This window comes from Burkholderia sp. Cy-637 (assembly GCF_011753175.1).
In the GTDB taxonomy this organism is placed as follows: domain Bacteria; phylum Pseudomonadota; class Gammaproteobacteria; order Burkholderiales; family Burkholderiaceae; genus Burkholderia; species Burkholderia gladioli.
Genome location: NZ_VWWC01000184.1, coordinates 1 through 14,033 on the forward strand (window position 1 = coordinate 1; position 14,033 = coordinate 14,033).

The following is a 14,033-nucleotide window of genomic DNA, read 5'->3' on the forward strand; positions in this document are numbered from 1 at the left end:
AGCTCGTGCGCGAGCTGGTTGGCGCGCTCGTTGAGCTGGGCATAGCTGAGGGTTTGCTCCTCGAAGACGAGGGCGACGGCGTCGGGCGTGCGCTCGACCTGCTGCTCGAATTGCTGGTGAAGGCAGACGTCCTCGGGATAGGGCGTGCTGGTGGCGTTCCACTCATGCAGCAACAGCGCGCGCTCGGCTTCCGGCAGCAGCCTGGCCTGTCCAACCGGCATGTCGGCACCGTTCGCATCCGGCAGGCTTTGCGCGAGTTCGCGCAGATGCGTGCTCATGCGTTCGATTTGTTCGGCATCCAGACGATTCGCGTCGTGAATCCAGCGGAATGCCCCGTCCGCCCGGACCTGCAGCGTGAGCAGCGTGCCGGCGACGCCGGCATCGACCGTGGATTCGTCGGGCTCGGCGTCTTGGTCGAGCAGGTGCAGGCCGATCGTCCAGGGATAGGCGGAGCTCGCCGAGGCCGGCGAGCGCAACTCGGGATACCTGTCGACGAGATCGCGGGCAAATCCCGGATTGCGGCCAAGCTGCGCCAACTCGGCTGCCACGTTCGACAGGACCGACGACCAGGTTTGGGCCGCGTCGATGCTCAATTCGATCGGAACGATCGGCGCGAGATAGCCCAAGGTCCGCAGTGCCGCCGGCTCATGCGCGCCGCGCCACCCGAGCTGGAGCGTCGACTCGCCGGTCAGCCTCGCCAGATAGACGGCGAACAGCGCCGGCAGTTTACCGGTCCGAGGCGGGCTTGCCCGGTCCGCAAGCCATGCTTGCCACGGGCTCGCGGCCCATTGCGGTGCGGCGTGGCTCGCCGCTTTCTCGAAAGGCAATTGCAGTGCCGCGCGGCGTGCCAGCCGCGCTGCCCAGAAGGCCTCGCGATCGGCCAGCGCCTGCCGGGTTTCGAGCAGCGCGCTGGTCTGCGCCTCGCTCAGGGACGCCAGCCGCGCGCCTTCCGAGAGCCCGGCTTCGTCGGCCAGCGCCTGCGGCAGTCGCGGCTCGCCCTCGAGCGTGCTGAAGCCGCCGATTAGCAAGTCCTCGCTGCCGCTGGCGACTTGCCAGCCGTCCTGTCGAAGGGCGACCAGGCTGCCGGCCGGCAGGCCCGAGCGTCGATCCAGCCGCTCGATGCGCGACAGGCGCACGCTGTGGCCATCGCCAAGCAAGAGCTTCGCGCAGCCGAGCGGGTTGGGGCGATGTTCCCCGAAGTCCAGGGCGCGTACCAGGGTGCAAAGTGCCTGCGCGCTGTCCCGCCAGTCGAGGTAGGCGCCAGCGGGCAGCCGGCCGGACGCGGCGGGAACATCGTCGCGAGGCTGATGCGGGGATTCGTGCGGGGATTCGGCGAACGCGGGCAGGGTTCCTCGATCCAGGGCAGCCAGGAGTTCGACGAAACCCGCTTTCGCGGCCTGCTCGCACTTAAGCGTCAGCGAGCGCGTGCTGTCCTCGGCATCGATGGCAACCGGGCAGGATATCGCCGCGGGCCCCGCCTGCCCGCGCGCGTCGACGGCATGCCAGCCGGCCGCATGTTGGGTTTGCCGCGCCAGCAGCGCCGAGACGATGGCATGGGGCGCCGCGTCGGCCCGCGACGAGGGCCGCGCGTGACGATAGGCGAAACGGCCTCGGCGCACGCGCTCCAGCAGCGCGGGCGGCAAGGCCGGCTCGCTGTCCACCGTGAACAACCAGTCGATCCCGCGCGTCGCCAGGGCCGCATCCAGGGCTTCGGCGCTGGCCGCGCAAGGGATCCCGTGGCGCGCGGCCCAGGCCCGCAGCCGCTCGTCGCTCGACAGGATTGCTTCCAGCGAATGCCCGGCCGCGAGGATGTGCGCGGCGCAGTCGGCCGTCAGCGCGCCGTCCCCGGCGAGCATGCATGAATGACGGACCAGGGCTGAAGGGGAGGCATGGTCCTGCTCGTGATGCGGCGTCGAAGGATTCGCGCCGGCGCCCATGACGTCTTCGATTTTTGTGATTCGGTCATTCATGTTGATCTGCCAATGAATAGTCGTGCAGCGCGATACCGGCCGATGCACTGGCCTGGTCGATTCGAATCGGTGGTCCGGAGGGATGGCGCGGGGGCCCTGCCCGGCTTGCTAGCCGACGACCTTGTCGGCCTCGCTCGGCAGGCCCGATCGCGATGAGTCGGGTTCCCCGGATCTCGAACCCGCTGCCGGGTTCGGCTCGGGCGCCTTGTCGAACGCGATGCGTCCGCGCTCCAGCTTGATCAGCCGGTCCGCCACGTGGAAGTAGCGATCGTCGTGGCTGACGACGATCAGGGTCTTGCCCTGGCGTCTCAGGTTCGGCAGCAGCTCGAGGTAGAAATGCTCGCGGAAGTGCGGATCCTGGTCGGCGGCCCATTCGTCGAACAGGCAGATTTCGCGGTTCTCGGCGTAGCACTGCAGGAGCGCGAGCCGCTTGCGCTGTCCGGTCGAGAGATTGGTTTGCGACAGGCGGCCGTCCTCGACGAACACCTGCTTGTCCAGCTCCAGGTCGCTCAGGTATCCGCGCGTGCGCGCATCCGGAAGCAGCGCGCCTTGCTGGTCGATCACGTGGTCGAACAGATAGAAGTCGCCGAACACGCTCGAGAATTTCTCCCGATAGCCGCGCGACTCCGGATCGACGGGCTGGCCGTCCAGGTAGAGGCGGCCGGAACCCGCGGGCAGCAGCCCGCAGAGCATGTGCATCATGGTCGACTTGCCGCTGCCGTTGCCGCCGATGATGAAGATCATCTCGCCGCGATCGATGCGGAAATTCAGCGGCCCGATGCCCCGGCTCTCGGCCGGGCTTTCGGGGTATCGATAGGCGAGCTCGCTGGCCTGGATGGTCCGCCATTGAGCGAGGGGCTGGTCGGCGTGCTCGAGCATCGGCGTTTGCGGGCCGTCGCGCAGGTCCAGGCCGACCCGTTCGAGATGGCGCCAGCTGCTCAGGCCGGTGCCGACCTGCCGGCCGGATTCGATCAGGAAATTGAGGGGGCCGATGATGAACAGCGAGCCGATCACGAAGCGGATGATGAGCTCCGCGGGCAGCGAGAAGCTCATGTAGCCGAAGTAGACCACCATGAAGATGGTGCCGTAGATGGCGGTCGGCATCCATGCCTGGTTCAGGTTCCAGTTCAGGTAGGTCTGCTTGCTGACCTTCTGCGCCTGTTCGATGGCCGGTTGCAGGATCGTGTCGGCGAAATGCTCGGCCCGGCTCCGGTTCAGGAGCATTTCCTTCTTGCCGTCGGCGATGGTTCGAAAATGTTCGAACAAGGCTTCCTCGCTGACGCGCATTTCATCGAATCGCCTGCCGGTCGACCTGACCAGCAGGAAGGAAACCAGGGAGGCGATGCCGAGCCCGCCGATCAGCACCAGGAACAGCTTGGTCGACAACATCGCGACGTAGGTGGCGCAGATGATGACGAAGATGCCGTTGTAGAACAGATGCGGCATGATCACGATGGCGGGGCTGATCCTCCCGATATCCTCGATCAGCGCGCCGAACACGGAGGCTTTTTTTCCGGCCAGCAGGTGATACTCGATCTCGATGAAGCGGCTCGACAGGTCGCGGCGCAACTGCGCGACCAGCGAGCTGCCCAGGCCGGCCTGCACGTATTGGGACACGCCGTCGGAGAGCAGCAGCGCGCCGAGCAGACCGAGCCCGGTCAGCAGCGTGTCGAGCGGCGACTTGTGCAGGCCCTGCGTGGCGACGTAGTTGATATAGGCCAGCAAGCCCACCGTGAATGCGGCCTTGGTGCAGGACAGCAGCATCGTGACGAGCAGGGACCAGAAGTTCCGCTTGAAATACAGAGTGGTCGACATGGACCTTGCCCCCTCACTGATCATGCTCAGGACTGCCCATCCGGCATGTCACTGGAGAATGGATATTCATCTGTTTTCCGATTGATCGCGAGAATTGCCGAATTCCTGTCCCGGCGAATTCAAATTCATCGATATTTTTCTGTGAGCCGGCAAGCGGGCTCATCGGGCAAGGGAGCCGCGGCGGGCGCAGCGCTCGCCCTGGCGTCGAGCCTGGTTCGAGGTGCTGAGGTCGAGCAGCCGGAATCTCCCTTTGTTTCTGGCACGACAGGAGGAAAGTCAATTCAATTGTCCGATCCGTGAAAGTCGATATTCAGGAACGACATATTGAGTGATGCTAATGTTTTTGAAACGGATGTCTACTTTGTGCACTCATCTTCATTAAAGCACAGGGGCCCGGCGCGAGCTGTCACCGGAAGGCAGGACAAGAAATCCGGGGGCTCCGGCCGCTTCGCATCGATGCGCCCGAGGTGAGGTGATCGGCCGGGAGAAGCGGGCTCGATCGGGCTTGATCGACATCCCCGGCATCTCGTCCGGCACGCCCGTTCCCATGTCCCGATTTCATGCGACAGACGGGGAAGGGCATGCGTGATGAAATCACGGCGTGGTGTCAACTGCCCTTGCCGCATGTCGGCGGCAACGCGACCACGGCCGCTGTCGGCCGCGGATCGCGATGCCGTCGTGAAGCTGCCGCGGGCATTCCGTCTTCGCCGGGCGCGGGCCGAACCGGCGCCGTGGGCAAACCCATACAGACCGCCGCCGTCTTGCCTGGATGAACGGGCTAAGCGGTGTCGGCTCGCCCGTTCATCGTGCATTGCATGGATCCTTGTTATGCACAGACTGGCCGCGTACATCGATGAAAACGCAGTTGAAGAAGGGAGCGCTCGATATGTGCGTGCTGGCGGTGCTGGCGCGCGGGGACAACTACGTCCACGCCGTGGTGTCGACCTTGTCGTCGGCGATGGAGCTGAGCGAGGGCACGGTCTATCCCCTGATGCGCCGCTTGCAGGCCGCGGGCTGCGTCACGACCTACCTGGTCGAGTCGGCAGCGGGGCCGTCGCGCAAGTACTACTCGCTGACCGGCGTCGGTCGCCGGCGGTTGCGGGACATGGAGGCGCAGTGGCGCGGTTTCGTGGCGGAGGTCGACAGCGTGCTGGCGTCGCGAACCCCGCGCCAGGCCGCCAGCCGCGGGCCCGGGGTTGCCGGGGCATGAATTTCATCTGGTCAGAAGCGAGCACAAGCAGACGATATGTCGACCTTTCAGTGTCTTGATATGCGTGGGCGGCTTTCCGTACGCGTGGCTTTCCTCGGCGGCACGCTGCTGGCGCTGGCGACGCTCGGCGGATGTTCCGGACATCCGGCCGACGGCGCGGCCGCGTCGGCGCCCGCCACCGAGGTCGGCGTGCTGGTCGTGGCGCCGCGGGCGATCGTGCGGCGCACCGAGCTGTCGGGGCGTCTCTCGGCCTTGAACGTCGCGGAGGTTCGCCCGCAGATCACCGGCATCGTCCAGAAACGGCTGTTCACCGAAGGCGCCGCGGTGACGGCCGGCCAGACGCTGTACCAGATCGATCCGGCGGTCTATCAGGCGGCTTACGACCAGGCGCGCGGCGTGCTGGCCAAGGCGGAGGCGACGCTCTCGGATGCCCGGGCCAAGTCCGCGCGCTTCGCCGAGCTGGTCAAGATCCAGGCGGTCAGCAAGCAGGACTACGACGATGCCGTGGCCGCCGTCAACGAGGATCAGGCCGACGTGCTGGCCGATCGCGCGGCGCTCGAGTCGGCCCGCATCAATCTCGGCTACACCCGCATCACGAGCCCGATCGCCGGGCGCATCGGCCTGTCCAGCGTGACGGCGGGCGCGCTCGTCACCGCCACCCAGAGCACTGCGCTCGCCACGGTCCAGGAGATCGACAGCATGTACCTGGACGTGACCCGGCCCAGCGTCGACTGGCTGCGATTGCGCAAGGAATTCAAGGCGGGCCGCCTGAAGCGGGCGAACGATCGCGGCGCGGCCGTGCAGGTGGTGATGGAGGACGGTTCCGACTACGCGCTGCCCGGCACCCTGGCCTTCTCCGACATCACGGTCGACCAGACCACCGGCTCGGTGACCTTGCGCGTCACGGTGCCGAATCCCGAGCATGAACTGCTGCCCGGCATGTTCGTGCGGGCCATGCTGGAGGAGGGCGTCGACGAGCAGGCCGTGCTGGTTCCCCAACTGGCGGTCGGGCGCTCGCCGGACGGCCAGGCCACGGTCTGGCTGGCCGCCGCCGACGGCCGGGCGCACCAGGTGAGCGTGAAGGCCGACACGGCCTATGGCGACCAGTGGATCGTCTCGCAAGGCCTGAAGGCCGGCGACCGGGTCGTGATCAGCGGTGCCAGCCAGCTTCAGGACGGCGCACCGGTCAAGGTCACCGACACGCACGCGCCCCAGGCCGCGACGCCGGCCGGCGCCGCGCTGCCGGGTTGAGCGGGGGCGCACATGGCACGTTTCTTCATCGATCGTCCGATCCTCGCCTGGGTGATCGCCTGCGTCCTGATGATCGCCGGCGCGCTGGCCTTGCGCTCGATGCCGATCGAGCAGTATCCCTCGGTCGCGCCGCCCGTGATCCAGGTGGTCGCGACCTACCCGGGCGCCTCGGCCGATACCGTGGCGGCCAATGTCACGCAGGTGATCGAGCAGAGCCTGAGCGGCATCGACCACCTGCTCTACATGTCCTCGTCGAGCAGCAATGCCGGCCAGGCCACCATCGCCCTGACGCTGGCCCCCGGGGCCAACCCCGACATCGCGCAGATGCAGGTGCAGAACAAGGTGAGCCAGGTGTCCGCCTCGCTGCCGCTGGTGGTCGAGCAGCAGGGCATCAATATCTCGAAGGCGAGCAGCAATTTCCTGATGGTGGTGTCGCTGTCGTCGCGCAGCGGGCGGCTGAACTCGATCGAGCTGGGCAACCTGCTGGCCAGCCAGCTGCAGGATCCGATCAGCGAGATCAACGGGGTGGGCGGCGTGAACCTGTTTTCACCGCAGCACGCGATGCGGATCTGGCTGAACCCGGTCAAGCTGCACAGCTTCGGCCTGACCGCGAGCGACGTGACCACCGCGATCGCCAACCAGAACGTCGAGACCTCGGTCGGCGAGCTGGGCGGCACGCCGGCCACCGCCTCGCAGGCGATCAACGCGACCATCACGGCCTCCAGCCTGATGCGCAGCGCCGAGCAGTTCGGCAACATCCTGCTGCGCGTGAACACCAGCGGCTCCCGGGTGCTGCTCAAGGACGTGGCGCGCGTCGAGGTGGGCGGCGACACCTACGATATCTCCTCGCGCATGGGCGGCAGGCCGGCGGCGGCGCTGGCGGTGCAACTGGCCACCGGCGCCAACGCGATGGCGGTGGCCAGCGCGGTGCGCGCGCGCGTGGACGAGCTCAGGCTGCAGTTGCCCGCCGATGTCGAGGTGGATTACCCGTTCGACACCACGCCCTTCGTCAGGGTCTCGATGGTCGATGTCGTGCAGACCCTGGTCGAGTCGGTGATCCTGGTGTTCCTGGTGATGCTGGTCTTCCTGCGCAGCGTGCGCGCCACGCTGATTCCGGCGGTGGTGATCCCGATCGCCCTGCTCGGTACCTGCGTGGTGCTGTGGGCCGCCGGCATGTCGCTCAACGTGCTGTCGATGTTCGCCGTGGTGCTGGCGATCGGCTTGCTGGTCGACGACGCGATCGTGGTGGTCGAGAACGTCGACCGGATCATGCGCGAGCAGGGGCTGGGCCCGCGCGAAGCCACCCGCAAGGCGATGAAGCAGATCACCGGCGCGCTGGTGGGGATCACCACCGTGCTGACCGCGGTCTTCATCCCGATGGCCTTCTTCTCCGGCTCGACCGGCGGCATCTATCGGCAGTTCTCGGTCACCATCGTGGCGGCGATGGTGCTGTCCCTGCTGCTGGCGCTGAGCCTGACGCCGGCCCTGTGCGCGACCCTGCTCCGGCCGCCCGGCGCGGATGCGACGGCGCGGCGCGGCCGCGGCGGCCGCTACATCGAGCAGGGCATCGAACGCTACCGGGGCTGGCTGGCGGCCTTCCTCGCGCGTCCGCGGCGCTTCCTGCTGCTGTTCGGCGTGATCCTCGCGGTGCTGGCCTGGCTGATGGCCAGGCTGCCCACCTCCTACCTGCCGGACGAGGACCAGGGCGTGCTGGTGGTGCTGATATCGACGCCAGCCGGCACGCCGATCGCGGTGACCGATCGCACGGTCAGGCTGGCCGAGGATTATTTCCTGCATCACGAGGCCGCCACCGACAAGGTGCTGGCGATCGACGGCTACAGCTTCAACGGCCAAGGCCAGAACAATGCCATCCTGTTCGTCAGTCTGAAGGACTGGAGCCGGCGCCGCGGCGCCGACCAGCAGGCGGGCGCGATCATGAGCCGCGCGAACGCCCATTTCTCGTCCCTGCGCGACGCCCAGGTGTTCGCCGTGAACCTGCCGGCGATCCCGAGCCTGGGCAACCAGAGCGGGCTCGATTTCGAGATCGAGGACCGGGCGGGGCAGGGGCACGAGAAGCTGCTGCAGGCCCGCAACCTGCTGATGAGCCTCGCCGCGAGCAACCCGGCGCTGTCGCAGACGCATCCGGCGGGCCTCGACGACACGCCGCAATTCCATATCGACATCGATCGCGAGAAGGCCGGCGCGCTCGGCCTGTCGATCTCCGACATCAACGACACCCTGCAGATCGCGTTCGGCTCGTCCTACGTCAACAACTACGTGGACAACGGACGGATCCAGCGCGTGTTCGTGCAGGCCGACGCGCCGTACCGGATGATGCCGGACGATATCGGGCGCTGGTACGTGCGCACCAGCGCGGCCAACGGCGAGGTGCTGCAGCCTGGCTCCACGCCGAGCAATTTCGACGGGCAGATGGTGCCCTTGTCGGCCTTTTCCAGCACCCGCTGGACCTTCGGGTCGCCGCAGATCGAACGCTACAACCACATGCTGGCGATGGAGATGACCGCGCAGACGGGCCCGGGCTTCAGCACCGGCGGCGCCATGCAGGCGATCGAGTCGATCGCGGCGCGCCTGCCCAGGGGATTTTCGGTGGAATGGACCGGCCAGTCCTATCAGGAGGTCCTGTCCAACTCGCAATCGCTGTATCTCTACGGCATCTCGATCGTGATCGTGTTCCTCTGCCTGGCCGGCCTCTACGAGAGCTGGGGCATGCCGATCGCGGTGCTGCTGGTGGTGCCGCTCGGCGCGCTGGGCGCGGTGCTGGCCGTGACGCTGCGCGGCATGCCCAACGACATCTATTTCAAGGTGGGGCTGCTCACCACCATCGGCCTGGCCACCAAGAACGCCATCCTGATCGTCGAATTCGCCAAGGAGCTGCACGAGCAGGGCCGCGACCTGCTCGACGCGGCGCTGGAGGCGGCGCGACTGCGCGTCAAGCCGATCCTGATGACCTCGATCGCCTTCGTGTTCGGGGTGCTGCCGCTGGTCTTCAGCGGCGGCGCCGGCGCCGAGAGCCGGCGCGCGATCGGCACCGCGGTGGCGGGCGGCATGCTCGGCGCGACGGTGCTGGCGGTGTTCTACGTGCCGCTGTTCTTCATCCTGGTGCGCAAGCTGTTCAAGGAGCGCGGCCGGCACGCCGATGCGGGCACTCCGCCGGAGGCCGAGGCATGAGGCGGCGCTTGCTCGGCAGCCTGCTGTGCGTCATCGGCCTTGGCGCCTGCACCCTGGAGCCCGGCTACCAGCGTCCGCCGGCGCCGGTGCCGGCGGCCTGGGCCGAGGCGCCCGGCGCGGCCTCGTCCGCGCCTGCCGCGTCCGCCCCGGCGACGCTGGCGGCCGAGGTGGATTGGCGCGGCTTCTTTCGCGACCCGGCCCTGCAGCAGTTGATCGCGCTGGCGCTGGACAATAATCGCGACATGCGCGTGGCGGCGCTGAACGTGGCGCAGTTCGAGGCGCAATACCGCATCACGCGCTCGGCGCTGCTGCCCACCGTGGAGGCCACGGGCGCGATCGACAACGCCCGCGCGCTGGGCACCACCACCCGGCAGAGCAGCGTGACGCTGGGCCAGACCTCATGGGAGATCGACTTCTTCGGGCGGCTGCGCAGCCTGCAGCACCAGGCGCTGGAGCAATACCTGTCGACCGACGCGGCGCGAGCGGGCACGCGCATCAGCCTGATCGCGACGGTGGCCACCGATTATTTCCAATGGGTGGCCGACCAGTCCCTGCTCGAGGTGGCGAGCGCGACCGCCGAGGCGGACCGGCAGACCTACGAACTCACCCTGAAAAGCGAGCGGATCGGCAATGCGTCCATGCAGGACGTGCGGCAGGCGGAGCTGGAATATGCGAGCGTGCGATCGAGCCTGATCGCCGAGCGGCGCGCGGTGGAGCAGGATCTCAACAATCTGGCGGCGGCGATCGGCTGCCCGGTTCCCGACGGGCTGCTGCGCGGCGGTGCCCTGGATGCCGCCCAGTTGCCGCCGCTTGACGCCGGCCTGCCGTCGGACCTGCTGACCCGCCGCCCCGACATCCTCCAAGCCGAGCACGACCTGAAAGCCGCCAATGCGAACGTGGGCGCCGCCCGCGCCGCGTTCTTCCCGTCGATCCAGTTGACCAGTTCGGCGGGGACCGCGAGCACGGGGCTGTCGGGCCTGTTCAAGGCGGCGACCGGGGCCTGGAGCTTCGCGCCCACCGTGAGCCTGCCGATTTTCGACTACGGCAACCGCCGGGCCTCGCTCGATGCGGCGAAGATCGAGACGCAGATCGAGATCGCCAACTACGAGAAGGCGATCCAGACCGCCTTCAAGGAAGTGGCGAACGCGCTGGCCGGGCGCGCGACCTATGTCGAGCAGGTGCAGTCGGATCGTGAATACCTGGGCGCATCGACCCATTATTACGAGCTGGCGCAGGCGCGCTATCGCAACGGGACCGACAGCTTCCTGGTCCTGCTGGATGCCGAGCGCACGATGTATGCGGCTCGGCAGCAACTGGTCAACGACCGGTTCGCGGAACTGAGCAACCTGATCGCGTTGTACAAGGCGCTGGGCGGCGGATGGCAGCCTTGAGGCGCCCGAGCTGCTTGATCTGCTTGATCTGCTTGGGTTGCTTGCGTTGCTTGGGTCGCTTGGGTCGCTTGGGCCGACGGCGGCAGGCCGGCTGCCGCCTCGCTCAAGCCGAGGCCCCCGCCGCGTAACGCGCGATCACACGCTCGCGGATCGACGGCTTGATGTTCGACTGGCGCATGTCGCCGCCATAGTGCGCGACCACCCGCGGGTTCATCACGCGGAACCACAGCGGCGGCAGGTAGGCGAGCAGGATCATGGTCGCGTAGCCCGACGGCAGTTGCGGCGAGTGGTCGAAGTGGCGCAGCGCCTGGTAGGAGCGCGTCGGGTTGGCGTGGTGGTCGGCGTGCCGCTGCAACTGGTAGAGGAACAGGTTGGTCACCACGTGGTTGCTGTTCCAGGAGTGCTCGGGCGAGCAGCGCTCGTAGCGGCCGTTCGGCAACCGGCGCCGGCCGAGCCCGTAATGCTCGACATAGTTGACCACCTCCAGCAGCGAGGCGCCGTAGACGGCCTGGATCAGCAGGAAGGGGATCACGCGCGGCCCGCAGTAGGCGAGAGCGGCGCCCCACAGCACGGCTGTCATGGCCCAGGCATGCAGCACCTCGTTGCGCGGCGACCAGCTCGCGTGCCCCTCGCGTTCGAGCCGGCGCTTTTCCAGCCGCCAGGCCGAGGCGATGCTGCCGAACACGGTGCGCGGCAGGAAGGCCCAGAAGGATTCGCCGAAGCGCGCGCTGGCCGGGTCGGGCAGGGTCGCCACGCGTACATGGTGGCCGCGATTGTGCTCGACGAAGAAATGCCCGTAGGCGACCGGCGCGAGCGTGATCTTGGCCAGCCAGCGCTCGAAGCGCGAGGTCTTGTGGCCGAGTTCGTGCGCGGTGTTGATCGACACGCCGGTGGCCGCGCCCAGCGACATCGCGAAGCCGAGGTAGTCGTACCAGGTCAGGGGCACGTGCCGCAGCACCCACATCGCGGCGACGAAGGAGACATAGACCACCAGCGTGGCCAGGTAGACCACCCAGCGGTAGTAGCGGTCGCTTTCGAGCGCCGCCACCAGCTCGTCGGGCGGGTTGCCGGCATCGTCGCCGATCAGCCAGTCGAGCACCGGGATCACGCCGAACGCGAACAGCGGGCCGAACCACCAGAAGACATGCCAGCCGGTGCTGAGCGCCAGGTGCGCGGAGAAGATCGGCAGCGTGATGGTCAGCGCGCCGAGCAGCCACCAGTAGCGTTTGCCGTCGGTCCAGCCGACGCCTGCCGTTTGCAGCTTCGCCATTGTCTCCCTCCTGTTTTTCCGGCTTCGGCTTGCCTGTCGTGCGGCCCTGGCGGGTCTCGTGCCGGTTCGTTGATTTATAAGGCTTGGCGGCCGGCAACGCCAAGCCGGTCGCTAGGCGCGCGACTCCAAACGGGCGGGCGGCGGCGGGGCTCGGTGGCAGCGGGCCGGCTCGGGCGATTGAAACGCGTCGAGGGCGGGGCCGGGCGCCTCCCGGCCCGGCCAGGGTGCCGGCAGGCGGCGCGGAAATTGCTGAGGGCTTGGTTGAAGCGGGCGGCGTGCAAGGGCGCCGGCGGCGAGTGGGCGCCTGAAACCCGGTTCGCTCTGTCCCCTTGCATGGTTTAATGGCGCGCAATCGAGCGAGCGCCCATGTCCGTGCCGCCATGTCCGATCGATCCGTCATTACCCGTTCTTCCCGGAGCCTGCCCCGTGCCTGCCGAATCCTCAGCCCAAGCCGCGATCGTCTGGTTTCGCGACGACCTGCGCGTTACCGACAACCCGGCGCTCGTGCGCGCCGCCGAATCGGGCCGGCCTTTCGTCTGCGTCTACGTGCTGGAGCGCGAGAGCACGCGCCCGCTGGGCGGCGCGGCGCGGTGGTGGCTCGACGGCGCGCTGCGTTCGCTCGACGCGAGCCTGGCCGGGCACGGCGGGCGCCTGCTGGTGCTGGAGGGCGACGAGCGCGAGACCATCGCCGCGCTCGCCGAGGAACTCGATGCCGGCGCGGTCTACTGGAACCGCCGCTACGACGGCATCGCGCGCGAGACCGACGGCGCGCTCAAGCGCTCGCTGAAGGAGGCCGGCATCGAGGCCGAGAGCTTCAACGGCGCGCTGCTGCACGAGCCCTGGGAGCTGCAGACCGGCAGCGGCGGCGCGTTCCAGGTGTTCACCGCCTATTGGCGCGCCGCGCTCAAGAGCGGCGACGTGAGCGCGCCGCTGGCCGAGCCCTCGACCTGGCGCTTCCCCACGCTGCCGGCCTCGCTCGCGCGCCGCGCGCTGAAGATCGACGCGCTCGGCCTGCTGCCGACGCGTCCCGACTGGGCCGGCGGCCTGCGCGAAGCCTGGGTGCCGACGGAGGAAGCCGCCTTCGAACTGCTCGAACGCTTCCTCGACAAGAAGATCCGCGGCTACGGCGAGGCGCGCGACCGGCCCGACCGGCCGGCGACCAGCCGCCTGTCGCCTTACCTGCGCTTCGGCCAGTTGTCGGCGCGGCAGGTCTGGCACGCGGCGATGGCGGCGGCGCGCGAGGGCGGGGCAGCGGTGGCGGCCGACATCGAGAAATTCGTCAGCGAGCTGGGCTGGCGCGAGTTCGACACCAGCCTGCTCTACCACTTCCCCGAACTGCCGACGCGCAACTATCGCGAGCGTTTCGACGCGATGCCCTGGCGTGACGACGAGGCCGGCTTCACCGCCTGGTGCCGCGGCCGCACCGGTTATCCGCTGGTCGACGCCGGCATGCGCGAGCTGTGGACCACCGGCTGGATGCACAACCGCGTGCGGATGGTGGTCGCCTCCTTCCTGATCAAGCACCTGCTGATCGACTGGCGCGCGGGCGAGCGCTGGTTCTGGGACACGCTGGTCGATGCCGACATCGCCAACAACTCGGCGAACTGGCAGTGGGTGGCCGGCTGCGGCGCCGACGCGGCGCCGTATTTCCGCATCTTCAATCCGGTCACGCAGGGGCGCAAGTTCGATCCCGAGGGCGATTACGTGCGGCGCTGGGTGCCCGAGCTGGCACGGCTGCCCGCCGATGCGATCCACGAGCCCTGGCGCGCCAAGCCGATCGTGCTGGAGGCCGCCGGCGTGGTGCTCGGCCAAACCTATCCCGAGCCGATCGTCGATCACGACGCGGCGCGCCAGCGGGCGCTGGGCGCGCTGGAACTGACCAAGCGCTGAGCGCGACCGCCGCGCCGCGCGGCTCGCGCTTCGCTGCAGCCTGGCCG

The 14,033-nt window shown here is 68.3% G+C and carries 9 protein-coding genes; 6 read left to right on the forward strand and 3 right to left on the reverse strand.

Annotated features, from left to right (window positions below):
* Together F3J10_RS30285 and F3J10_RS30290 are read right to left on the reverse strand one after the other, a co-directional pair.
* Positions 1-1,970 (reverse strand): AMP-binding protein (locus F3J10_RS30285; protein ID WP_345791241.1); only part of this gene is annotated, 1,970 nt, incomplete at its 3' end.
* Positions 1,971-2,078: 108 nt separating this feature from the next.
* Complete coding sequence (locus tag F3J10_RS30290) at positions 2,079-3,785, reverse strand: cyclic peptide export ABC transporter (RefSeq protein WP_167243646.1); 1,707 nt, start codon at positions 3,783-3,785, stop codon at positions 2,079-2,081.
* A gap of 45 nt (positions 3,786-3,830) precedes the next feature.
* Between F3J10_RS30290 and F3J10_RS30295 the strand changes: the two genes are divergently transcribed.
* From F3J10_RS30295 to F3J10_RS30315, 5 genes are all read left to right on the forward strand, one after another.
* On the forward strand, positions 3,831-4,085 hold the full coding sequence (locus tag F3J10_RS30295) for a hypothetical protein (protein WP_166911877.1): 255 nt from the start codon (positions 3,831-3,833) through the stop codon (positions 4,083-4,085).
* Between the two features lie 553 nt (positions 4,086-4,638).
* A complete protein-coding gene (locus tag F3J10_RS30300) occupies positions 4,639-4,995 on the forward strand; it encodes a PadR family transcriptional regulator (protein WP_167243647.1) in 357 nt (118 codons plus the stop codon).
* A gap of 84 nt (positions 4,996-5,079) precedes the next feature.
* Positions 5,080-6,246 (forward strand): efflux RND transporter periplasmic adaptor subunit, encoded by a 1,167-nt coding sequence (locus tag F3J10_RS30305; protein WP_345791242.1) that lies wholly within the window; start codon positions 5,080-5,082, stop codon positions 6,244-6,246.
* A 12-nt stretch (positions 6,247-6,258) separates the two neighbouring features.
* A complete protein-coding gene (locus F3J10_RS30310) occupies positions 6,259-9,435 on the forward strand; it encodes an efflux RND transporter permease subunit (protein ID WP_167243648.1) in 3,177 nt (1,058 codons plus the stop codon).
* Positions 9,432-10,826: an efflux transporter outer membrane subunit gene (locus F3J10_RS30315; protein ID WP_025101572.1), complete on the forward strand. Its 1,395-nt coding sequence runs from the start codon at positions 9,432-9,434 to the stop codon at positions 10,824-10,826. The genes F3J10_RS30310 and F3J10_RS30315 overlap by 4 nt, the downstream gene beginning before the upstream one ends.
* 103 nt (positions 10,827-10,929) lie before the next feature.
* Here the strand turns inward: F3J10_RS30315 and F3J10_RS30320 are convergent, their stop codons facing one another.
* Positions 10,930-12,096: an alkane 1-monooxygenase gene (locus tag F3J10_RS30320; protein ID WP_166911867.1), complete on the reverse strand. Its 1,167-nt coding sequence runs from the start codon at positions 12,094-12,096 to the stop codon at positions 10,930-10,932.
* A gap of 426 nt (positions 12,097-12,522) precedes the next feature.
* Here F3J10_RS30320 and F3J10_RS30325 point away from each other — a divergent pair, with 426 nt between their 5' ends.
* Positions 12,523-13,986 carry a deoxyribodipyrimidine photo-lyase gene (locus F3J10_RS30325; protein WP_167243649.1) on the forward strand — a complete coding sequence of 488 codons (1,464 nt, stop codon included), beginning with the start codon at positions 12,523-12,525 and terminating at the stop codon, positions 13,984-13,986.
* Positions 13,987-14,033: the final 47 nt, after the last annotated feature.